Genomic DNA, 23,619 nt, shown 5'->3' with positions numbered 1-23,619 from the left:
AAAAGATTTATTCTTTTATTCCGGGTTGTAAAATAGTGAACTTCTCTTTTTCTTTTGCTTCATCTACCATTCTTTTTACATCTGCAAGAAGTGCTTTAGCATCATAAATTATTCCATCTTTAATAGTATACTTAACCCCTCCTGCCCGAATAACTTTATTATCATCTGTTAATCGAATGGCTCCTGTTCCGTAAAGTACTTTTAAGTTCTGAAGCGGATTTTCTTCTACTACTACAAAATCTGCTAGTTTACCTACTTCGACAGAGCCAATTTTATCCGACATTCCTAAAGCTTCTGCTCCATTTAATGTAGCTGCTCTAATTATTTCAAGAGGATGAAAACCAGCTTCTCGAAACAATTCTAATTCTCGTATATAAGCAAAACCATATAATTGAAAAATAAATCCAGAATCTGATCCTACAGTAACACGCCCTCCTCTATTTTTATATTCATTAATAAAGGTCATCCATAGTCGATAATTTTCTCTCCAAACGACTTCTTGTTCTGTTCCCCAGTCGTGCCAATACGAACCATGTGAGATTTTACTAGGTTGATAAAATCTCCATAACGAAGGTAATGTATAGGTCTCATGCCATTCTGCCCTACGAGCTCTTTGTAAATCTCTACTCGCTTCGTAAATATTAAAAGTTGGATCTAATGTAAAATCGAGTTCTATTAACTCATTCATTACTTTATTCCAATGATCAGAATAGGGTTTTGCTGCTTGTTTCCATAGTTTACCTGCTTCTTCAAATCGATGTTGTTCATTTTGATAATTATAATCCAAAGGGTAATGCTGAACGGTTTTATCCTCAAATAACGCTTCTGGTAATCCATACCAGTGTTCCATAGAGGTAAGTCCTGCTTTTGCAGAATTTAAGACATTCCATCGAGCCACATCGGTTTGAGAATGATGACAGGCAGAACGTAGTCCTAGTTTTTTATTTTCATCTAATGCCGCTGTCATAATTTCTGGAGCCGCTCCAAAAAATTTTATCCCATCTGCTCCTTTCTTTGCATTTTCCTGAACCCATTTTCTTGCCATCTCAGGAGTACTTATTGGCGAAGTACTACCCTGTCCAAATCCTGTGTATGCAAAAATACGAGGTGCTATAATTTCATTTTTTTCACTTGCTTTTTTTAACTTCATTGTCCAATCTACACCTCTTCCGCTGGGCTCCCTAACAGTGGTTATACCATGTGCCATCCATAATTTAAAAACATAATCAGCATCTGCACCTTGTGCCACTCCACCAATATGTCCGTGCATATCTACAAAACCTGGCAACACATACATTCCTTCTGCATTAAGCTCCTTACCTCCTGGCTTTAATACAGGACGTTTAGCAGCATTAATTGGCATACCTGGATACCCAACAACAACAATGTTTTTAATTATATTATTTTCTACAACAATATCAACTGGCCCTCTTGGAGGCGCACCATTACCATTAATCAATGTTATACCTCTGATGATTAGTTGAGAGAAAGGTCCTTCTTTAAACTCTTGTGCATTGGTTTGCAACGCCATAAATACAACAAGAAGATAAAGTACATGTTTTGTGATTTTCATTTTAAAAGATTTGCGTGAAACAAAAAAGATAAGTGTATTTCTTTACAATTAGAAAACACTCTATATATAATTGTGATTAAACTTACTTAATTCAAAATAAAATTGAATAACCTCTATGAAGAATTTAACACCAATACATTCTTAGTATTAAATTTAATATTCATTATCTTTAATACAGCATCAAAATCATTTTAATCATGGAAAAGTTACAATGGAATTCGTTTACCAAAAAAATTTACATTCATAAATCTATTGAAGAACTATATGATTTATGGGCAACCCCCAAAGGGATTACTTCCTGGTTTTTAAAACAAGCTGAATACAGCACTGATGGACAAGTCAGAAAACCATCAGAGCATATCCAAAAAGGTGACACATACACCTGGCAATGGCATAATTGGAATGAAAAAGAAAAAGGAGAAGTATTAGAAGCTAACGGAAATAACTATATTGAAATTAGCTTTAGCAATTCAAAAGTTTCTGTAAGACTCGAAAAGAAAAACAGTGCAACTATAGTGATTTTGTCTCAATTTGATATCCCTGTAGATGATAAAAGTAAGTTACAAATACACTATGGATGTAGTAATGGCTGGACATTTTGGCTTGCCAATTTAAAAGCTTTTGCAGAGCACGGTATTTTGCTAAATGAAACCGAAATAAATTTACAGGAGAATGAACTTTCGGGATATGAATTTGTAAATATGTGATTATAAATTTTTAATATTTCTAACTAAATATTCTAATCCGTTAAGCTTTAACTCATATACTGTTTGCAATTGTTGTCCCAGCAGTCCTTTGGGAAAACCTTTGTTGTGATACCATACAATATAATACTCTGGAAGATCGATCAGATACCTATCTTTATATTTACCAAATGGCATTTTGGCATGAGCTAATTTGATTAAAAAATCCTTTTGGAGTTGGATTTCCATGAAGCTGGTTATAACTACAATTTATTTAGTAAAATCTCGGTAATACCACATTAATGTTTCTACCTTTTTTTCCCATTTTTTTTGAGCTTCTTTATTTCTTGAGTGATCTGTTTCTTCATCATATCTTTCTTGCATATTAACTCTCATTCTCTCTACCAGCTTATACATTTTATTAAGATCTCTTCTTATATTTTTGCCTGCACTATACTCTTTCAATCTTTTTCTCATTATTCGCGCATGCAATTCTGAAATATCAAAATGTAGTTGTTCGTGTGAAAGAAGGCCCTCTGACATCTGTCCTCTCTTAACCCAAGATAGAGACGGATAGCAATAGCTATCTACCTGATAATTTAATTCAATTTCTCCTTTATCTTTACCATAAGACCATTGATAGGTTATTCCTGTATTTACGCTAGCGTCATAATTACTACTCAAATTTGGTTTCCCTCTAAAATCTGACCAATCTAACTCGCTTCTTTCTGCGTACGAGAATTTCCCTACATAACCATTATTACTGGTAAAAAATAAAATTAAAATAATAGTAAAGCACTTACTCATAATTGCAAACAATTATGCCCAAATAAAAGTTATATTTTTATCTATTTCAGAGACGCTGGGGGAACACAATATGGGGCAAATATTGTTTGCTCTCTGCAAAATAGCATTATTTTTTAGTTCTAAATATACACGTATTTTTAAAAAATACATAATTTCTAGAATCTAATTTCGATTTATTTCTCCTTTGTTTTCCTTAATATTCCAATCCAATCAATTATAATGCCAAGAAATCTTTATTTCATAAAACAATAATAACAAAAAAGATAACCAATACAGTATCAAATATATATAAAAAATCCTTTTTTTTATATATCAAAATGTATTTTTAATCTAGTATTAAAATATTCCCCAAATAATACTAGTATACTTTATTTTTCTTTAAAAATTGATTTTCCAGGTCAATTCTTAAGACTCCAAAACTAACAAAAATTATTCAACCAGAGTTAATTTTAACTCATCATCAAACTTAATCAAATATGCAGCACTATTATGATACCCTCCTAATAGTTTCTTAGAATAGTTAAATTTATTCTCGACATATTCTGTTGTTCCTTCATAAGAAGCAGAGTGATATAGATCATCAGCGGTTCCTAATCGCATTAAAATATCATACGTTATATCAAAGCCACGAATGGCCCAATTATTAGGATCGATACCATATTCTCTCTTATATCTTTTAACAAACGAAGATGCTTCTTCTCCTTCTTCAACTTCTTTATTATCGAATTCTTTATCTACAGATGGGTAATGCATGTGCAATTTTGATAAGTGTTCATTTTTAATATTATCATTATTAAATGCATTATTTTTATCTGTAGTAAACAATGTTATTTTATGACTTTCTGCTTTGGCATTAAGTAAAGGAATAACATTACTTATCATCGCTACATCATTTGACTCTAGAAAAACCCAATTAGGCTTATTCTTATCTAAAACCTTATTTAATCTTACTTCATAAAGATAATTACCTTCTTCGATTTTAGCTATTTTGGCATTAGGGAATTTAGCAATTAGCTTCTCTTTAATTTGTTTATGTTTTTCTCCTTGCTGCACTATAAGTACAATATTTTTATCGATAGAATCTTTTTCTACAAACGAAATTATTTTGTCCTGAAGTATTACATTCGTAGGACGGGTTTGAAAAAAATTGTCATATAAGCTAGATTCTTTTCTTGATGCAGGTGAAAAAACAGGTGTATTATGTTTTTTAAGTTCTGAAGCTACTATTTCTAAATTTGTTTGGTATAATGGCCCAATCACAACATTTGTTTCGTTAAAATCATTTTCTGCCATTATTTTTTTAATATACTCTTCATTATTACTTTTCTGAGTATCAAAAACATTAAGCTCTGTAGTTATTCCTCTTGTTCTAGCAGAATCTACAGCAATCAATACTCCACTATAAAGATCTAATGCTATTCTAAGACTTTGCTTACTTTTAAGAAATTCTTCGGTATCTTTTCTAGCTTCAAAGTTTAAAGTATCCAAACCAAAAGGCAGCATTACAGCTACTTTTTTAGGAGAAAAATTGTAAAGATTTTTGCTTAGATCTATATATTTCTCTTTGCTCACATCAAAATTGGTAACCGCAGTTAATGTATCTTTAGGAATTGTAATAACCATACCTGCTTTAAGTCCATCTCTTAAATATGGATTCATTTTAAACAAAGAATCGGCAGAAATACCTGTACGTTGTAAAATTCTAAAAACAGTTTCTTTTGGTTTTACTTCATATAACTCAAATCCAGGTTGAATTGAATCCTTTAGAGAGACAAATATAGTTGTAGGTACCGTAATTTGCATTCCGATAGGAAAACTTGGATTCATGTTAGGATTGAGTTTTTCTAACTCTGCTATCGTGATCCCGTGTCTTCTTGCAATATTATATTTGGTATCTTTTGGTTTTATTGTATATCTGGTTGTGGCAGATACTCTAGAATTTGTTGGATCCGTAATTATATCACCTGGTGAAGGTTTATCTTCATATACCGGTATTCTTATTTTATCTTTCTTTTTTATCTGTTCTGCATACAATCGTTTATTATTCTTTTTTATATCCTCAACTGTAATTTTATATTTCTTCGCTATACCATATAACGTTTCTTTTCTTTTAACTTTATGAGTAATATATCGAACAATTTTTCGCTCTTTAGGAATAATTTTCAAGCTATCAAGTACAGTATCTTTTCCTTTATCAGAAATCGCATCAATAGCAGTAGGGTCCTTTTTTATAATTTTACCTACATTTAGTATTTGCCCTATATTAATTCCTTTATCAGCTTCTGGATTAAGTAAATAAATAGTTTCTATACTGATATTGTATTTTTTAGACAAACTGTACACAGTATCATCTTTTTCTACAACATGGGTGTTATACTCCTGATCATCTGTGATTGGAATAGCTAAAATTTCCCCTTCATTAATTCCTTCTTTTGCTGTTGGATTTATTCTATATATAGCTTCTGGAGTTGTATTATAACGTTTAGCTATTCTATATACATTTTCTCCTTTCGCAACAGTATGACTTTTATATTGCTGTGCAAAAGTTGAACCTGATACTATCAACAACAGAAATATCAATAAGAACTTTTTCATGTATTTATCCGATTTGTTTTTAATTCCCTAACTGTTTAATTTGTATATTTCTATTCCCATTCTATCGTTGCCGGAGGCTTAGAACTAATATCATACACTACTCTATTAACGCCTTTTACTCTGTTTATTATTGCATTAGAAGTTTTTTGTAAAAACTCATAAGGTAGATTTACCCAATCTGCCGTCATCCCATCTGTACTTTCTACAGCTCTTAATGCTACACAATTTTCATAAGTGCGTTCATCCCCCATTACTCCCACACTTTGTACAGGTAACAAAATAGCTCCTGCTTGCCAGACTTTGTTATAAAGTCCATTTTCTTTTAATCCATTAATAAAGATAGCATCTACTTCTTGCAAGATAGCAACTTTCTCTGGTGTAATATCTCCCAATATTCGAATTGCCAATCCAGGGCCAGGAAAGGGGTGTCTTCCTAATAATTCTGGATCAAGCTCCATCGATGCTCCTACTCTACGTACCTCATCTTTAAACAACATACGTAATGGTTCTACAACTTTTAATTTCATAAAATCTGGTAATCCACCAACATTATGGTGAGATTTGATCGTAGCAGAAGGACCATTAACAGATATAGATTCTATTACATCTGGATAAATTGTTCCTTGCCCCAACCATTTTGCATCTTCTATTTTATGAGCTTCATCATCAAATACTTCTATAAAAATCTTTCCTATAATTTTTCGTTTTCCTTCGGGATCACTTTCTCCAGCCAATGCATCCAAAAAACGTGCCGAAGCATCAACTCCTTTAACGTTAAGCCCCATTCCCTCGTACTGTTCTAATACTGCAGAGAATTCATTTTTACGCAACAATCCGTTATTCACAAAAATACAGTGCAAGTTTTCACCAATAGCCTTATGCAATAATACTGCAGCTACTGTAGAATCTACACCTCCACTTAAACCTAATACTACTTTATCATTACCTATCTTTTCCTTAAGCTCTGCTACAGTAGCATCTACAAAAGAACCTGGTGTCCAATCGGGTTGAACATCTGCTATTTTGATTAGGAAATTCTCTAATAATTGTTTTCCATCGGTAGAGTGATATACTTCTGGATGAAATTGAATAGCATAAGTTTGCTCATTTTCTATCCTATATGCTGCATTTTCGACATCTTCTGTACTTGCTAATCTAACAGCTCCAGTAGGAAGTTTTTTTATGGTATCACTATGACTCATCCATACCTGGGAACCTTTTGTAATATTTTCAAAAAACTGTTCTCCCTCCTGTACAAATGATAAATTAGCCCGACCATACTCTCGTGTATTTGATGGAGCCACTTCTCCTCCACTAAAATGAGCCAGGTACTGAGCACCATAACAAACAGCCAAAAGTGGTTTATTACCTCGAATGGCAGATAAATCAGGATGAGGAGCATCTTCTCCTCTAACAGAGAAAGGAGAACCAGAAAGGATCACTGCCTTAAAGTCTGATATATTCTCGGGTAAATTATTATAAGGGTGTATCTCACAATATATATTTAACTCTCTAACTCTTCGTGCAATTAGCTGAGTATATTGTGATCCGAAATCTAAAATAAGTACGTTGTTTTGCATAGGCAAAAATAAAATTAAATTACAACCCTCGAAATCCTAAAAGGAATAATTTTTAATATTATTTATTATCTAAGTTTTTAGGCAACATTATTCTTATAATACAAGCAGTTACCAAAAACCTTTCACCTAAATCAATTAACCGTTCGTCGGTATTTAAATGCATTTCATCGATTTCAATCATCATAAATGACACAATCATTTTAAATTTACATCAGAAACCTTCTAACCCCCAATACGATGAATAACTTTACTTTGAAACTTGCCATAATCATCATTCTTTTTTCTAATACAAGATGTTTTGCCAATGACACTGAGCATAGTATAAAAATCTCTGATCTACAGATATCGAGTCTTATGATGAAAATTCCTAATACCATGATAGATCAAAATATAGTATCTCGCACTTCATTAAGTAAAAAAAATGAGGTTCGTACCACGTCTATTTTAGAATTTATTAAAGAACATACTGATCCTTACAAAAAGAAAAATGAGGCTCAAGGTAGTTGGATCAAAAGCACTAAATGGATTAAAGATCCTAATTGGATAAAAAAAGAACTGGTGTAACCATAAATGATTACTTTACAAGACATCTTATTTACTAAAAAACTTGACTACTCTTCTAATGTTTCAAGATCAGAAACTCTCCTTTTAAAGGATTCAGGTGCTTCATCAATGTTGGAATTAAATCATCACCATACTCCAGGTAGAATTCTGCAAAGTTCTTATTACGTTCTTGCAAGCTTTGATTAGGGAAAAGCTCATTTTGCAGTGTCGTTAAACGCTTTACGTGATCACCTAATTTACGTCTTTGTGCTTTCAATAACCGTTTTTCTAAAACATCTAACCCTTTAAGTTGTTTTATTTCTTGCGCTTTCACCGCATTGTTAAAAGTTACATCTGTTTGCTCTGCCAGCTTATACATGGCTTCAAACTGCTCTTTCAAATGCTTACGCTGCGGATCAAAATCAATATTTATATTAGAAATACGACGTACCTTACGGTTGATTAACTCATGTTGTTTCAGAAATAACTCGGTATCAGAAACATTTAATTTTTCTATTTTCTCAGCTTGTTTTTTGGTTTGGATCAGTACCGAATTACGAAGTAACAACATGGGAAACGGTATATCTACAGTTTCGAAATAATCCTTTAATTCTAGCCAATATGCTAATTCTCCGCCACCGCCGATATAACAAAGGTTGGGTAAAATTACTTCCTGATACAAAGGACGCATCATTACATTAGGGCTAAACCTCTCTGGGAACTCAGAAAGTTCTTTTAATATCTCACTCTTACTCCAACTAATATTTGTTTCGTTAACAAAATATCTTTCTTCTTTTTCAATAATTCTTTCGCGTAATCCATCTGCCAGATAAAACAAATTAATTTCTCTGGGGTTCACCTGCACTTTATATCCTTGTGCCTCTAGTTTTTCTGCTCTTGGTATTACTTTGGTATAGGCAACCTGATCTGTTAATTCTCTTTCGACAAATGGAATAAAAAGCCTTTTTAATTCACTATCATCTCCGTCTATAATGACCAGGCCATACTCTCCAAATAATTCATTAGCCAGATATCGGGTTGCATCTGCAAGATGATTGTGTTGCAGATAGGCTTTCTTAAATAAGGTTTTAAGGTATTCTGCATTTCGTCCTGATCCAATTTCCGAAGAAAAAATTTCAAAAACCTTATCTAATCCTTCGGTATCAAAAACTCCTACCGCTCCTCCATCATTACGATTCCACTGTATCTTCTTTCCAAAAAGATTAAAATAATTAATCTCATCAAAATCATGATCTTCTGTTGCCATCCAATATATAGGCACGAAATCATATTCTGGATGTTTCTCTTTTAACTCATTAGTAAGGTTAATCGTAGAGATAATTTTATACAAAAAGTATAATGGTCCCGTAAAAAGATTCAGTTGATGTCCCGTAACAACAGTAAATGTGGTAGGTGTATCTAGTGATTCTATATTTTGACTGGTAAGATCAGAAGGATCGACACCTTTATATTGTTTGCGTAAAGCTTGCACCAATACTTTTCTATGCTCTTTAGAAAAAGAGTGTTGCTTTTCTTTAATTTGATCTTTGAAGTTTCCTAATTCCGGAAAACGGTTATAAAAGGGTTGTAATTCAGATTTTTGATCTAAATAATCACAAATAAGAGAAGAAAAGTAATTCGTATCACTAAACGGAATACAGTCACTAGGCATAAGCAAAATTTTTGGTCGATAAATATACGGCAGATTGTGATCTCATCTGCTTTTTTATATTTTTTTTAATAGTTTGAAAGAATTCATCTACAAATCATTATCTAAATACTAAAATTTATCAATATTCTCTATTTCAAATCCTAAATTTTAGTTAATACCGATTAAATCCTAAATTTAACTCGGTATTTTACCCCTTCTAAAAGAATTCACCGATCAATGAAAAAACTAATCATTACACTCTTTGTCGTAACTGTAACGACTTGCTTAACCTATTCTCAAAACAAATTACAATCTCCTGCCGAATTTTTAGGCTATGAAATAGGTGATCAATTTACACGTCATGCCGATGTTGTAAATTATTTTAATCATGTTGCTGATCATTCTAGTATGGTGAGCTATCATACTTATGGAAAAACAAATGAACGCAGACCCTTAACTTATGCTATTGTTTCTTCTGAAGAAAACCTAAACAACATAGAAAATATAAGATTAAACAATCTAAAAAATATTGGTATTGCAGAAGGAGCAGCTAATCCAGAAGTTGCAATTGTATGGTTAAGTTATAATGTACATGGTAATGAAGCTTCTAGTACAGAAGCCGCTATGCAAACTATTTATGAGTTAATTACTAAGAAAACTGCATGGTTAAAAAATACTGTGGTTATTATAGACCCTTGTATAAATCCTGATGGTCGTGATCGATATGTAAATTGGTATAATCAAACAAAAGCTACACCTTATAATACAGATCAAGTAGCAACAGAACATAATGAACCCTGGCCAGGCGGAAGACCAAATCACTATTTATTCGATCTTAACCGTGATTGGGCATGGGCAACCCAAGTAGAATCAAGACAACGTATTAAAGCATACAACACATGGATGCCACATATTCATGTAGATTTTCATGAGCAAGGTATCAATGAGCCTTATTATTTTGCTCCGGCAGCAGAGCCTTTTCATGAGATTATAACTCCATGGCAAAGAGATTTCCAAACTCAAATCGGTAAAAACCATGCTCGATATTTTGATGCAGAAGGATGGTTATTCTTTACCAGAGAACGTTTTGACTTACTATATCCTAGTTACGGAGATACCTATCCTACGTTTATGGGAGCCATAGGAATGACGTATGAGCAAGCGGGACACGGACGCGCTGGTTTAGGTATTCAAACCGACGAAGGTTATATATTAACGCTAAAGGATCGTGCATTACACCATACTACAACAGGTTTATCAACAGTAGAGATTTCTTCTAAACAAGCTACAAAATTAAATACCGAGTTTAAAAAGTTTTTTAATACCTCTGGTCTGAAATATAAAAGTTATGTATTAAATGGAGAAGCTGATAAGATTAATGCATTAGTAAAACTACTAGAAACCCATGATATTAAATATGGGTATACGAATACTGCAAAAATTTCGGGATTCAATTTTAAAGAAAATAAGCAAGGAAGTATTAATGCAAATGGTGCATTGGTAGTAAGTACAAACCAACCAAAAGGTAAAATGGTAAAAGTACTTTTTGAACCCAATGCCAAACTTAGCGACCCACTTACTTATGATATTACTGCCTGGAGTGTTCCACATGCATATGGATTAGACGCCATAGCTTCGACTTCATTAATACCTGCCAATGGAAATAAAAAAGCTAATACCATAAATAATACAGCTAACGCATCTGGTGCTGGTTATATCACTAAATGGAATAGCATAGACGACGCTGCTTTTATGGCTGATTTACTTCGTCATAATATTAGAGTACGTTTTAGTGAAAAAGATTTTAGTAATGGCGCAGAGAATTTCAAAAAAGGAAGTCTTATTATCACCAAAAGTGACAATCGAAAAACTAAAAATTACGATAAAACGGTTATCGATATCGCTAATGCTCATCATAGAAAACTATATACAGCTCCTACTAGTTTTTCTAGTAAAGGGGTAGATTTTGGTTCTCCCGATGTAAAACTCATCAATAACCAACGTATAGCAGTATTAAAAGGTCGATATACCTCTTCTTTAAGCTATGGAGAAATTTGGTACTTCTTTGAGCAACAGCTTAAATTTCCTATTACTTCAATTGATACAGATTATTTTAAGAATGTTGATCTTACCAAGTATGATGTGTTAATTATGCCAAACGGATATTACAATAGCTACTTAGACAAAGGAGCTTTGGATAAATTGAAAGGATGGGTAAGCAGTGGTGGTAAAGTAATAGCGATTGGTAATGCAGTAAGAACCTTTGCCGATAAAAAAGGATTTGATCTTAAGAAAAATAAGGCCGATAAAAAGGAAAAAGACTCTATCGGTAATCTTATTCCTTATGATCAACGTGAACGCAAAAGCGTAAAGGATTTTATTACAGGAAGTATTTTTAAGACCAAAATAGATCATTCGCACCCAATGGCTTTTGGATATGATGACACCTATTTTAGTCTGAAATTAGGAAGTAGTTCTTATAAATTTCTTCAAAATGGATATAATATTGCTTATATAGAAAAACCACAAAGTGTTTCTGGATTTGCAGGTGCAGATGCCCTTAAAAACCTAAACAACTCTTTGGTTTTTGGTGAATCAAGAATGGGTAGCGGAAGCATTATCTATATGGTAGATAATCCTTTATTCAGATCTTTCTGGGAAAATGGAAAGCTTTTCTTTGTTAATGCTATCTTCTTTGTTAACAATAATAAATTTAGAATTTAAATTAAATAATCATGATTAACTCACACCTCTCTACAACCATCAAGACTGTAGCCTTATCGGCTATTGTACTCTTAGCCAGTTGTAATCAAAAGAAAGAAACTGTGGAAACTACAGCAGAATCAGAACCTAAAGAGACAGCAAATGTCTTATTAGAAGAATGGACCGGATCATATGGTGGTACCCCTGCATTTGATAAAATGAATGTAGCCGATATAAAACCCGCTCTCGAAAAAGGAATGGAACTTAATCTTAAAGAAATCGATGAGATTGCAAATAACTCTGAGGCTCCTACTTTTGAAAATACCATCGTTGCTATGGAGAGAGCCGGAGCAGAGCTCGATAGAATTTTTACATACTATGGTATCCTAAGTAGTAATATGTCTTCTCCAGAATTTAGAGACGTTCAAAAAGAAATGGCTCCTAAGCTATCAGAATTTAGTTCTAAAATATCACAAAACGAAAAATTGTTTAAACGTATTAAAACCGTTTATGACAATGCTCAAAAAACACCATTAGAAGCAGATCAGCAACGTGTAGTAGAACTTACTTATAAGTCTTTTGCTATGAATGGAGCAGAATTAGATGAAGAAAAGAAGAAGCGTTATGCAGCGATCAATAAAGAATTATCCGAACTGTATACCAATTTTTCAAATAATATATTAGAAGATGAAGAAGGATATGTAACTTACTTAACCAAAGATCAGTTAAGTGGTTTATCAGAACCCTTGATCAAAGCATATGCAAAAGCAGCTACAGATAGAGATCAAGATGGTAAATATGCAGTAACCAATACAAGATCTTCTATGGATCCTTTCCTTACCTATTCTGATGAACGTGCTATACGTGAAAAAGTATGGAGAAATTATTATTCTCGTGGAGATAATGGTGATGAGAAGGATAATAATGAAAATATTGCCAAAATTCTAAAACTAAGAAAAGAACGCGTTGGATTATTAGGACATGATAACTATGCAGACTGGAGGCTTCAAAACCGTATGGCTAAGAATCCTGATAATGCAATGAAACTTATGAATGCTGTTTGGCCAGCTGCCATAGCCAGGGTAAAAGAAGAAGTAACCGATATGCAAGCCGTGGCAGATGCAAACGGAGATAAGATAACGATCGAACCATGGGACTATCGTTACTATGCAGAAAAAGTAAGAAAAAAGAAATACGATCTGGATTCTGATGAAGTAAAACAATATTTACAATTAGATAAATTAAGAGAAGCTATGTTCTTTGTAGCAGGCGAATTATTTAATTTTAAATTTACTCCTATTGAAGAAGGTAAAGTTCCTGTTTTTCATGAAGATGTAAAAGTATGGGAAGTAAATGACAAAACCTCTGGAGAACATATCGGCCTATGGTATCTCGATCCATTTGCCAGACCTGGTAAGCGATCTGGAGCATGGGCTACTACGTATAGAAGTCATACTACTTTTGATGGTAAAAAGAATGTACTCGCTTCTAATAATTCTAATTTTGTTAAACCAGCTCCGGGAGAAGCAGTTTTAGTTTCCTGGGATGATGCAACTACTTTTTTCCATGAATTTGGTCATGCTTTACACTTCTTTGCTTCCGAAGTAAGATACCCAACTCTTAATGGTGGTGTACGTGATTATACAGAGTTTCAATCTCAATTGTTAGAGCGTTGGTTATCTACCGATAAAGTCATTGACAATTATCTGGTACATTACAAAACTGGAGAAGCAATCCCAAAAACACTGGTTGATAAAATTAAAAAAGCAGCTACTTTTAATCAAGGGTTTGCTACAACAGAATACCTGGCTTCTGCCTTAATGGATATGAAATTTCATTTAGCAGACCCAACTAATATTGATGTAGATAAATTTGAAAAGGAAACTCTTACAGAATTAAATATGCCAAAAGAATTAGTGATGCGCCATCGCACACCACATTTTGGGCATGTATTTTCTGGAGAAGGATATGCTACTGCTTATTATGGATATATGTGGGCAGATGTACTTACCTCTGATGCAGCAGAAGCTTTTGCCGAAGCTCCAGGAGGATTTTATGATAAAGAAGTTGCCGCTAAACTAGTAAAATATCTTTTTGCACCACGTAATGCTATGGATCCAGCAGAAGCGTATCGCAAATTTAGAGGACGCGATGCAAAGATCGAAGCTTTAATGAGAGACAGAGGATTTCCGGTTCCTAAGTCGTAACCAAAAATAACATGTAATTAAAATACACATATGCCATTATAACAGAAGGTATATGTGTATTTTTATATAAGAGCTGTACTTCATCATTATAAAAACTAAGCCACACCAAGTTTAGAATAGATGTAACCAGGATAAGAGAACAAATAAGACACTTTTATGAAATACACATATAGATCAATAATCTTGCTTTGCGTTCTTGTTCTTCTTTTTAATGGAAAAAAATATCAAAAAAAATCATCTATGGATATCGTTAGAGGACTTAAACCTGCTATTGCCGAGTTTACCGATTTAGAGCAAAAACTCGTTATAAAGGTTGCCAAAAAACTAAAGAACAATGGATTTCCGGTTGATGATTTAACAAGAGTTCACCTCAAAAGAAGAATGCTTAATGATAAAGATTATTATGCTAAGAATGAAATTACATTTTTTGTAAACCCAGGAGTTTATAAAGAAAATGAATTTAATTGGGGAATAGAAACAATCACTATAGACTGGGAAGACCCTTCTGTTGTAAGAACACCAGATGGAGGTATCGAGTTTATGGTAGGTAATAAAATAAAACCTGAAGACCTTGTGATGAATTTTTATGGAATGAACGATTCTTATTCATATCATTCACTTTTAAAAGATCATGATAATATTATAAAAAAAACAAATAATACCTTATTGGCCAATAATTTAGAAGAAATTAAACATTTCACTTCTCAAGGGATAGCAGGGTTACTTAGAAATTACCTAATTGTAATAACAGCATATAATGAAAAAGAAAATGTATATGAAATGGCAATAAGAAGGATAGATCATGATCTTATTGATTCGAAACATTATAATAAACTCCTTGAGCAGTATCGTTTAAAAATAGATATAAATACATCTAGAATAGAAGTATTAGATAGTTTTGACCCTACTTTCTTTCCTACCCCAGCTACAGTACCACCAATTAAAAAGAAATTTTAAAAAACAAAAACACAGCATGACAATTCAGGATTTAGGATACAATAGTGCCCTAGAGCAATTTAGAACCGAACAAAATTTGGATTCTTTTGAGGTAGGCAGAATACTATCTGAGCATAAAGAAAGATATGTTATTAAAACTCCTATACATGAATTTGATGCCGAACTCATTGGTAATTTAAGATATACAGCAGAAAGTAGATATGATTTCCCAGCTGTTGGGGATTGGGTTGCTTTTTCTGAATATGATGAAAGCAAAGCTCTAATTCACGCTATTTACCCTCGAAACTCTATCATAGAAAGACAAGCCGTTGGCACATCTGGAAAAGTGCAAATAATTGCAACAAATATTGATTATGGTCTCATTGTTCAAGCTGTTAACAGAGATTTCAATATCAATAGATTAGAAAGATATCTAACGATCTGTAATGCTTCTAAAGTCGAACCGATTATTATTTTAAGCAAGATTGATTTACTAGATGAAGCTGGTTTGCAGAATATCATAAATCAAATAAAACAACGAATCAAAGACATTACAATACTTACGGTTAGTAACCAAGTAACCAAAAGATATGATACTCTAAATCAAATTATCCAAAAAGGAAAAACGTACTGTTTACTTGGATCTTCTGGAGTTGGAAAATCTACTCTTCTTAATAATCTTGCCGGTAAGCTACAAATGAAAACCGGAGAAATAAGTGCGAGTGTAAACAAAGGAAAGCATATTACAAGCCACCGAGAGTTAATTGTATTGAATAATGGAGGGATTCTGATTGATAATCCCGGAATGCGTGAGGTTGGAATTGCTGATACATCAAGTGGATTAGAAACTACATTCGAAACCATTATCGAATATGCCGACAATTGTAGATTTAAAGATTGCACGCATGTGCATGAGCAAGGTTGTGCCATATTGGAAGCTGTTGAAAACGAAGAAATTGATAAAGATTCGTATCTCAATTTTCGAAAAATGGAAAAAGAAAAAATACATTTCGAGTCAGATGTCAAAGAGAGAAAAAAGAAAGATAAAGACTTAGGAAAAATGATTAGAAGTGTTCAAAAACAGAGAAGAAATAATAAATACTAATAAAATGTAATCAATATATGAATAACAGTATAAACCTGGAGCCTGAAAAAATTATCAAAACCATTGATCTTCTCGAAAAACGAGTTTCGGATCGATTTCCTGATTCAGGACTTAGAAAAGTTTGCTTTCAATTTCTGCATACTGCTCAAAAAAGTAAACAAAATATTGATTGGATCTCTTCTCCAAATATTTTACTTCGCGTATTTTCTCATATGATCATACTAATTGGTTTAGGAGGATTGATCTATAGTATCACTTATATTGATTTACAAATTGAAAATACTACTCTTGCTAATGTTGTTACGATTTCTGAAGCTATTTTTAATGATATCATACTATTAGGAGCTGCAATCTTTTTTCTTGTTTCACTAGAATCCAGGCTAAAAATGAAACGAGCCCTAAAATCTCTTAACGAACTCAGAGTAATTGCTCATGTTATTGATATGCATCAATTAACAAAAGATCCTAATGTCACTGATGCACCAGAATGTGCTACAGAAAACTCTCCTAAACGAACTTTTACTAACTTTCAGCTTCAACGATATCTCGATTATTGTTCTGAAGCTACAGCACTAATTGGTAAAGTTGCGGCACTATATTCTCAAAGCCTACCCGACGAAAAAGTAGTAAGGGCAGTAAATGAAATCGAAATATTAACTACAGGATTAAGTAGAAAAATATGGCAAAAACTCATCATATTAAACGAACAAAAAACCAATAAACAATAATTAGTTGACACAAAAAACACCCTAAAATCTCGTCAAATAATAAAAATAAAAACATGAATCAAGATACCATAATCAAACAGATAACAACAGATCTTCTAGAAAGCTTTACCTTCTTTGCAGATTCTAATTATACCGGATATGACCCTTTACATCCAGTTTCTAAGATTGTATTTGCCGCGCAGGGAGAGATCACTACGCCTCCTGATTTGGGTTTTATGGGATATGGAGGTGGATCAGAAGGAGAAGCCTTTAGTGATTGTGGGGTATTAGATCTCGAAGCTTTTTTTCCGTTAAATGAAGAAGGTGATTATTACCGAGAAGATGATGACGAGTATAAAGAAAAATGTTTTCATAATGCTTGCCAGGCAGTTTTACAGGCACTTACTACTGTAGCCAAAAGTGATGAATTTCAAAAAATCCCTAAAGAAGGTCCTGTAGTGTTTGTTTTAAATCTTATAGATCAGTTTAATAAAGTATTATGTAGAATTCATCCTGATGGAGAGGTTGAATTACCGCCAAAAAAGGAATAGTATACAATGGAAAAAATCAAATTTCTAATTATAATGATAATACTCTTCTCTTGTAATAGTGAAAAGAAGCAGATTCTTGAAAAAAAAGATGCTAAACAAGAGAGTTTTACAAAAAACAAATCATCTCTTGATATAAATAAAGAGGAAAGTACAAAAGACTTTACTAATTTTATTGCTGACGGTTTTGAAATTGCTGTAGTTCAAAATAAGAAAAAGATAGTATTTGGAGATTTAAATCAAGATGGTTTTCAGGATTTTGTGGCTGTACTAGTAAATTCGAATACCAATATAGAGGACAATGACCCCGAAGAGGTTAGAATTGCTATATATGAAGGATTAGAAAATAATAGGTATATACAAAAGGCCCTAAGCGGAAACTTAACTTCTGCATTTATTTATAATGAAAACCCAACACTTAAAATAACATCGCCAATACTAAGTGTTAGTCATCAATCTATGCGACACGATTATGAGGTAAAATTTAGATTCGAAAAAAAACACAATGACTATATTCTTATTGGCTCAGAATTAAACAACTATGGAAATGCTACTCATGATGGAGCGGGAAACACCAGCATTAATTTTTTAACAAAAACAAAAATTAAGAAGGTATTTGCATATGATCATGAAAAAGAAAAATTAAAAGAACTGAAACCTGTTGTAACAAAAATCGAAGAAGACCTTATATCAATTACTCAAATTAGTGACCTCAACATATATAAAATTATAGGAAGTGAATAAAAGTTAATATCGCATATAAAAATTTCATACTCATCAATACTTTATCAATCATGAAAACAATTAAATTTTTAGTATTCATTCTAGTCATATCAGGAGTTTTGGTTTCCTGTAAAAAGAATACAGCAACAGAAGAATCATCTCAAAAAATCGTTGAAAATAAGGATTTCAAAGTCGATTTTGAAAAATTTACACTCGATAACGGATTACAGGTGATATTCCATATCGATCGATCAGATCCTGTTGTTGCTGTTGCCCTAACTGCGCACGTAGGTTCTGCTCGTGAAAAAGAAGGAAGAACCGGTTTTGCACACCTATTCGAACATTTACTTTTTCTCGAATCAGAAAACTTGGGAAAAGGCGGATTAGATAAAATGAGTGCTCGCATTGGTGGATCCGGAGCAAATGGTTCTACAAGTCAGGATCGTACAAACTATTACCAGACTGTACCCAAAGATGCACTTGAGAAAATGATTTGGGCAGAAGCTGATAAATTAGGTTTTTTTATCAATACCGTTACCGATCCCGTTCTAGCTAAAGAAAAGCAGGTGGTTAAAAATGAAAAGCGTCAAAGTATCGACAATCGTCCTTATGGTCATGTTAATTATGTAATCGATAAAAACATGTATCCTGCAGATCATCCATATAGCTGGCAAGTAATCGGGTCATTAGAAGATTTACAAAATGCAACACTACAGGATGTAAAAGACTTCTACAATCATTGGTATGTTCCTAATAATGTTACACTTACTATAGCTGGAGATTTTGATTCAGATCAGGCTAAAACCTGGGTGCATAAATATTTTGATGAAATTAAACGCGGAGAAGATATCCCTGCATTAGAAAAACGCCCTGTGGTTTTGACAGAAACCAAAAAATTACATTATGAAGATAATTTTGCACGTCTTCCGCAATTAACGATGACCTGGCCAACCGTACCTGTATATCATCCCGACTCATATGCTTTAGAAGTACTTTCTACCTATTTATCTGAAGGGAAAAAAGCTCCTTTCAATAAAGTATTGGTAGAAGACAAACAACTTACTCCCGAAATTACCATGTTTAATTTTGGATCAGAATTAACAGGCCAATATCATTTGATTATTCGTGGATTTGAAAAAACAGATTTAAATACTATCGACAGTGCTGTTTCTGAAGCTTTTGCAAAGTTTGAGACCGAAGGCATCTCACAAGAAGACCTTGATCGTATTAAAGCAAGTCAGGAAACCGCATTTTACAATGGGCTATCTAGTGTACTGGGTAAAGGATTTCAGTTAGCACAATACGAAATTTTTGCAGGAGATCCCGGTTTTATCAATCAGGATGTAAAAAATATCCTTGCAGTTACTATTGACGATGTAAACAGAGTATATAATCAATACATCAAAGGGAAGCATTATGTTGCTACAAGCTTTGTGCCTATTGGGCAAGCTAATTTGGCTTTAAAGGATTCTAAGCTTGCAGAAGTAATCGAAGAAAAAATTGTAGAAGGAGCAGAAGAGAATTTTGATGCTAGTATAGTGGCAGATTATGAAAAAACACCTTCGAGTTTTGATCGTTCTACAGAACCACCATATGGAGACACTCCCGAGGTTACAGTACCACAGGTATGGCAAGATCAATTTTCATCAGGAATTGAAGTATACGGGATACAAAATGATGAAATCCCTTTGGTACAATTTAGAATAAACATAAGAGGAGGTTTATTATTAGAAAAACCAGATAAAGTAGGCGTATCAAATTTATTGGCACAACTTATGACTAAAGGTACTCAAAACAAAACAACCGAAGAATTAGAAAATGCAATAGAAAGTCTGGGAGCATTTATTAATATTTCTGCGAGAGATGAAAGTATCGTAATAAACGGGAGTACTTTATCCAGAAACTATACTAAAATTATGGCATTGGTAGAAGAAATGATTCTTCAGCCAAGATGGGATCTTAAAGAGTTTGAGTTAATCAAACAGAGTGTTATTAGCCAGATTCAACAAGAAAAAGCAAGTCCCACAAGTATTGCCAGTAACGAATATGCTAAACTAAGCTATGGAAAAGATCATATTCTTTCTCATAATAATTTAGGCACAGAAACCTCTGTATCTGCTATTACATTAGAAGATCTTAAACACTATTATAACGCTAATATAGTTCCTAATGTTACCAAAATGCATGTAGTAGGCGATATTACAAAAGCTATGACAAAAACATCTCTGGCAAACCTCAATACCAAATGGCAGCGTAAAGAGGTTAAATTTCCGGCTTTAGACGCACCAAAAGCTCCGCAGCAATCCAAAGTATATTTTTATGATGTCCCCGATGCTAAACAATCTCAATTGCGATTTGGATATCCCGCATTAGCAGCAACAGATCCAGATTACTATCCGGTGCAGGTTATGAATTATCGCCTGGGTGGCGGTGGTTTTGCATCACAACTCACACAACAATTACGAGAAGGTAAAGGATATACCTACGGTATAGGCTCTGGGTTTTCGGGAAGTACTATCCCGGGAATGTTTACTATATCTAGTGGCGTAAGATCTAATGTTACCTATGAGTCTGCAGATTTGATCAAGGAAATCCTGAATGACTACGGAAAAAACTATACTCAAGAGGATTTAGACATCACCAAAAGTTCTTTAATAAAAAGTAATGCAAGAGCTTTTGAAACCTTTAATTCTAAATTGAATATGCTAACTAATATGAGTACATTTCAATACCCAAAAGATTATGTTACGCAAAGAGAGACAATTGTAAATAATATGACCGTAGATGAGATTAAAAAACTAACAGGTACATATCTAGACCCTAATAAAATGATTTATCTTGTAGTAGGTGATGCAAAAACACAGCTCAAAAAACTAGAGCAGTTAGGTTTTGGCACTCCTGTTTTGTTAAATGAAGAAAATACAGCAGTTAAGGATTAAAGTTTCTGATTTATTGTTATAGAAACTTCTTAAAATAGTAAACACAGGCCTATTCTGAATTTATTTCAGAATAGGCCTGTGTTATATTCATCGTATTGATATAAATAATGGAAATCTATATTTTACCTGTTGTCATCAATCCATAGTCTATTATCATATAGCGATTAAAAGTCACTGTTGTAAAACGATTTTTTAACATATATCCAGAGTCTTTGAAAACATAATTAACTAAATTTTATCAGTATCCACCAGAGAAACATATCTAATTAACTAAACGATTTTGTATTTTTAAATTAGGAAAACAGAAGCACATAAAAAGAATTTTAACCCGAACGCTACTGTAGTTTATTTTATATCAAAATGAAACGAATACATGCATTTGAATTTGAGGATTTACATTGGTTCCCAAAAAACTTGCGAAACTACATGACCGATTTTTTACAATTTGGATCAAATATATTCGACATCTATAAAAGCGTTGTCCCTATTCTTGAAAGAGGAATAAAAAGCGCAGGAAACAACAAAATAATTGATATTGCTTCTGGTGGTGGAGGTGGTTTAATCAAACTTGCCGAGCATTTAAAAAAAAATAATCCGACATTAAAAATCACTCTTTCTGACTATTACCCAAACCTACATGCTTTTAAGAGAACAAAATCAAAAATACCAGATGTATTTGATTTTATTGACTATCCCGTAGATGCAATGAATGTTCCTTCAGAATTAAAAGGGTTTAGAACACAGTTTACATCATTACATCATTTTAAGCCAGAAAATGCAAAAGCTATTTTTCAGAATGCTATAGATGCCAATCAGCCTATTGGAGTTTTTGAGCCACAACAAAGAAATATCAAGAGCATGATTCCTATGCTCCTATCCCCTATTACGGTTATATTAATGACTCCTTTTATAAGACCTTTTAAGCTAGGCAGGATATTATTTACCTATCTCATCCCTATATTACCACTATTTATACTTTGGGATGGAGTAATTTCTGTATTGAGAACATACACGATTTCTGAGTTGAAACAAATGATTTCTGAATTGAATAACAGCAATAGTTTTGATTGGGAAATTGAAGTAAAAAAAGGAAAACCGAGTGAGATTCTATATGTATTAGGCGTTCCAAAAGAAAATTAATAATTCATATCAATGACTATGAAAACAGTTCTACACAAATCAAATACCAGAGGAAAAGCAGAATATGGATGGTTAAATTCTCATCATTCTTTTAGTTTCGCAAATTATTATGATCCAAAAAGAATGAACTTTGGGGTATTACGTGTGCTTAATGATGATATAGTTGCTCCAGGTATGGGTTTTAAAAAACATCCACATGATAATATGGAAATTATTTCTATTCCTTTAGAAGGTGATCTGGAGCATAAAGACAGTATGGGAAACACTACGGTTATAAAACAAGGAGATATACAAGTGATGAGTGCGGGTACAGGAGTATTTCATAGCGAGCATAATAAAAATAGAGATCGTGATGTAAAATTTCTACAGATATGGATTGTTCCTAATAAAAGAGATGTCGAACCCAGATATGACCAAATTACTTTGAACTCTAAAAACTTACAAAATCAACTATATCAAATTCTCTCTCCTAACACAGACGATTCGGGAGTATGGATACATCAGAATGCCTGGTTTTATATAGGCGAATTAGAAATGGGGAATGTACAGAATTATACGCTAAAAGATCCTAAAAGTGGAGTGTACATATTTGTACTAGATGGTGATATAACAATAGAAAACCAAAACTTACATAAAAGAGATGGATTTGGTTTATGGGAAACAGATCACATTAAAATTAAGGCTGATAGCAATTCAAAAGTATTACTAATGGAAGTACCGATGACTAGTTAATTTCGACCATAATGCATTTGCAAAACTTCATTTTTAAATAAAAAATACATATTGTTAAATTAGTTTTTTAATTCTACCTCTTAACAAGATACATCTCTTTCTCTTTTAAATAATACATAATAACCAACAAAAACCGGGTATTGATGATTTTTCGATAACAAACACCCAAAAATACTCGGTTAATGTTATCTAATTGTTAATTATTAATCTTACTAGAATAACTTCAGTGTTAGCAATTTTTCAATAAAATAGTTTAAAAATTGATAAAATCATTCTTGTTTTAATAAGGTATTAGCAATTAAGAATTCTCTTTGTACTCTTATTAAAAATTCCATAATTTATTCTTTTCAAAACTTCTAATTATCAAATAATTCGTTAGCAAAATTTTAATATTTCCTGCCATTTTTTTAGATACATTTGCCGCCGATTTAAATGAGTAAAATTTTA

Annotated in this window: 18 protein-coding genes; 12 read left to right on the top strand and 6 right to left on the bottom strand. The window is 32.8% G+C overall.

Features of this window, described 5'->3' with window-relative positions:
- Window positions 1–7: 7 nt before the first annotated feature.
- The gene (locus Z053_RS0124185) at window positions 8–1,531 is read right to left on the bottom strand and encodes an amidohydrolase family protein (RefSeq protein ID WP_051476137.1); all 1,524 of its coding nucleotides are present in this window, start codon (window positions 1,529–1,531) and stop codon (window positions 8–10) included.
- Between the two features lie 239 nt (window positions 1,532–1,770).
- Between Z053_RS0124185 and Z053_RS0124180 the strand changes: the two genes are divergently transcribed.
- Complete coding sequence (locus Z053_RS0124180; RefSeq protein WP_025667543.1) at window positions 1,771–2,280, top strand: SRPBCC family protein; 510 nt, start codon at window positions 1,771–1,773, stop codon at window positions 2,278–2,280.
- Here Z053_RS0124180 and Z053_RS0124175 read toward each other — a convergent pair whose 3' ends face one another.
- The 4 genes from Z053_RS0124175 to guaA form a co-directional block, all read right to left on the bottom strand.
- Entirely contained in the window at window positions 2,281–2,505 is a 225-nt protein-coding gene (locus tag Z053_RS0124175; RefSeq protein WP_035096690.1) for a DUF3820 family protein, read from the bottom strand.
- 21 nt (window positions 2,506–2,526) lie between these two features.
- Window positions 2,527–3,063: a DUF922 domain-containing protein gene (locus Z053_RS0124170; protein WP_035096687.1), complete on the bottom strand. Its 537-nt coding sequence runs from the start codon at window positions 3,061–3,063 to the stop codon at window positions 2,527–2,529.
- Window positions 3,064–3,492: 429 nt separating this feature from the next.
- A complete protein-coding gene (locus Z053_RS0124165) occupies window positions 3,493–5,658 on the bottom strand; it encodes a LysM peptidoglycan-binding domain-containing protein (protein ID WP_025667540.1) in 2,166 nt (721 codons plus the stop codon).
- 50 nt (window positions 5,659–5,708) lie between these two features.
- A complete protein-coding gene (guaA, locus tag Z053_RS0124160) occupies window positions 5,709–7,238 on the bottom strand; it encodes a glutamine-hydrolyzing GMP synthase (protein ID WP_025667539.1) in 1,530 nt (509 codons plus the stop codon).
- A gap of 237 nt (window positions 7,239–7,475) precedes the next feature.
- Between guaA and Z053_RS0124150 the strand changes: the two genes are divergently transcribed.
- Entirely contained in the window at window positions 7,476–7,802 is a 327-nt protein-coding gene (locus Z053_RS0124150) for a hypothetical protein (protein WP_025667538.1), read from the top strand.
- Window positions 7,803–7,857: 55 nt separating this feature from the next.
- Here Z053_RS0124150 and bshC read toward each other — a convergent pair whose 3' ends face one another.
- The gene (gene bshC, locus Z053_RS0124145; RefSeq protein ID WP_025667537.1) at window positions 7,858–9,453 is read right to left on the bottom strand and encodes a bacillithiol biosynthesis cysteine-adding enzyme BshC; all 1,596 of its coding nucleotides are present in this window, start codon (window positions 9,451–9,453) and stop codon (window positions 7,858–7,860) included.
- A gap of 216 nt (window positions 9,454–9,669) precedes the next feature.
- On the opposite strand from bshC, the gene Z053_RS0124140 reads away from it, so the two are divergent.
- The 10 genes from Z053_RS0124140 (at window position 9,670) to Z053_RS0124095 (ending at window position 23,172) form a co-directional block, all read left to right on the top strand.
- Window positions 9,670–12,156 carry a M14 family metallopeptidase gene (locus Z053_RS0124140; protein WP_025667536.1) on the top strand — a complete coding sequence of 829 codons (2,487 nt, stop codon included), beginning with the start codon at window positions 9,670–9,672 and terminating at the stop codon, window positions 12,154–12,156.
- 11 nt (window positions 12,157–12,167) lie between these two features.
- Window positions 12,168–14,342: a M3 family metallopeptidase gene (locus tag Z053_RS0124135; RefSeq protein ID WP_025667535.1), complete on the top strand. Its 2,175-nt coding sequence runs from the start codon at window positions 12,168–12,170 to the stop codon at window positions 14,340–14,342.
- Window positions 14,343–14,582: 240 nt separating this feature from the next.
- On the top strand, window positions 14,583–15,299 hold the full coding sequence (locus Z053_RS0124130; protein WP_025667534.1) for a hypothetical protein: 717 nt from the start codon (window positions 14,583–14,585) through the stop codon (window positions 15,297–15,299).
- Window positions 15,300–15,315: 16 nt separating this feature from the next.
- Complete coding sequence (gene rsgA / locus Z053_RS0124125; RefSeq protein WP_025667533.1) at window positions 15,316–16,383, top strand: ribosome small subunit-dependent GTPase A; 1,068 nt, start codon at window positions 15,316–15,318, stop codon at window positions 16,381–16,383.
- 17 nt (window positions 16,384–16,400) lie between these two features.
- The gene (locus Z053_RS0124120; protein ID WP_025667532.1) at window positions 16,401–17,111 is read left to right on the top strand and encodes a hypothetical protein; all 711 of its coding nucleotides are present in this window, start codon (window positions 16,401–16,403) and stop codon (window positions 17,109–17,111) included.
- A gap of 53 nt (window positions 17,112–17,164) precedes the next feature.
- Entirely contained in the window at window positions 17,165–17,641 is a 477-nt protein-coding gene (locus Z053_RS0124115) for a hypothetical protein (protein ID WP_025667531.1), read from the top strand.
- Window positions 17,642–17,647: 6 nt separating this feature from the next.
- Window positions 17,648–18,382 carry a hypothetical protein gene (locus Z053_RS0124110; RefSeq protein WP_025667530.1) on the top strand — a complete coding sequence of 245 codons (735 nt, stop codon included), beginning with the start codon at window positions 17,648–17,650 and terminating at the stop codon, window positions 18,380–18,382.
- Window positions 18,383–18,432: 50 nt separating this feature from the next.
- Window positions 18,433–21,300 (top strand): M16 family metallopeptidase, encoded by a 2,868-nt coding sequence (locus Z053_RS0124105; RefSeq protein ID WP_025667529.1) that lies wholly within the window; start codon window positions 18,433–18,435, stop codon window positions 21,298–21,300.
- Window positions 21,301–21,660: 360 nt separating this feature from the next.
- Window positions 21,661–22,440 (top strand): hypothetical protein, encoded by a 780-nt coding sequence (locus Z053_RS0124100; RefSeq protein ID WP_025667528.1) that lies wholly within the window; start codon window positions 21,661–21,663, stop codon window positions 22,438–22,440.
- Between the two features lie 18 nt (window positions 22,441–22,458).
- Window positions 22,459–23,172, top strand: a complete 714-nt coding sequence (locus tag Z053_RS0124095; RefSeq protein WP_025667527.1) for a pirin family protein — start codon at window positions 22,459–22,461, stop codon at window positions 23,170–23,172.
- Window positions 23,173–23,619: the final 447 nt, after the last annotated feature.

The sequence above is a fragment of the Aquimarina megaterium XH134 genome (assembly GCF_000520975.1).
Lineage (GTDB): Bacteria > Bacteroidota > Bacteroidia > Flavobacteriales > Flavobacteriaceae > Aquimarina > Aquimarina megaterium.
The sequence above is the reverse complement of the archived record's forward strand: the minus strand, read 5'-3'. Positions and strand labels throughout refer to the sequence as shown.

Bases quoted from the DNA above. Each gene is read 5' to 3' on its own strand.
- Z053_RS0124185 (WP_051476137.1), bottom strand. From the start codon at position 1,531: ATGGCGTTGCAAACCAATGCACAAGAGTTTAAAGAAGGACCTTTCTCT.
- Z053_RS0124120 (WP_025667532.1), top strand. From the start codon at position 16,401: ATGAATAACAGTATAAACCTGGAGCCTGAAAAAATTATCAAAACCATT.
- Z053_RS0124150 (WP_025667538.1), top strand. From the start codon at position 7,476: ATGAATAACTTTACTTTGAAACTTGCCATAATCATCATTCTTTTTTCT.
- Z053_RS0124115 (WP_025667531.1), top strand. From the start codon at position 17,165: ATGAATCAAGATACCATAATCAAACAGATAACAACAGATCTTCTAGAA.
- Z053_RS0124175 (WP_035096690.1), bottom strand. From the start codon at position 2,505: ATGGAAATCCAACTCCAAAAGGATTTTTTAATCAAATTAGCTCATGCC.
- Z053_RS0124105 (WP_025667529.1), top strand. From the start codon at position 18,433: ATGAAAACAATTAAATTTTTAGTATTCATTCTAGTCATATCAGGAGTT.
- Z053_RS0124100 (WP_025667528.1), top strand. From the start codon at position 21,661: ATGAAACGAATACATGCATTTGAATTTGAGGATTTACATTGGTTCCCA.
- Z053_RS0124110 (WP_025667530.1), top strand. From the start codon at position 17,648: ATGGAAAAAATCAAATTTCTAATTATAATGATAATACTCTTCTCTTGT.
- Z053_RS0124170 (WP_035096687.1), bottom strand. From the start codon at position 3,063: ATGAGTAAGTGCTTTACTATTATTTTAATTTTATTTTTTACCAGTAAT.
- rsgA (WP_025667533.1), top strand. From the start codon at position 15,316: ATGACAATTCAGGATTTAGGATACAATAGTGCCCTAGAGCAATTTAGA.
- guaA (WP_025667539.1), bottom strand. From the start codon at position 7,238: ATGCAAAACAACGTACTTATTTTAGATTTCGGATCACAATATACTCAG.
- bshC (WP_025667537.1), bottom strand. From the start codon at position 9,453: ATGCCTAGTGACTGTATTCCGTTTAGTGATACGAATTACTTTTCTTCT.
- Z053_RS0124140 (WP_025667536.1), top strand. From the start codon at position 9,670: ATGAAAAAACTAATCATTACACTCTTTGTCGTAACTGTAACGACTTGC.
- Z053_RS0124135 (WP_025667535.1), top strand. From the start codon at position 12,168: ATGATTAACTCACACCTCTCTACAACCATCAAGACTGTAGCCTTATCG.
- Z053_RS0124180 (WP_025667543.1), top strand. From the start codon at position 1,771: ATGGAAAAGTTACAATGGAATTCGTTTACCAAAAAAATTTACATTCAT.
- Z053_RS0124165 (WP_025667540.1), bottom strand. From the start codon at position 5,658: ATGAAAAAGTTCTTATTGATATTTCTGTTGTTGATAGTATCAGGTTCA.
- Z053_RS0124130 (WP_025667534.1), top strand. From the start codon at position 14,583: ATGGATATCGTTAGAGGACTTAAACCTGCTATTGCCGAGTTTACCGAT.
- Z053_RS0124095 (WP_025667527.1), top strand. From the start codon at position 22,459: ATGAAAACAGTTCTACACAAATCAAATACCAGAGGAAAAGCAGAATAT.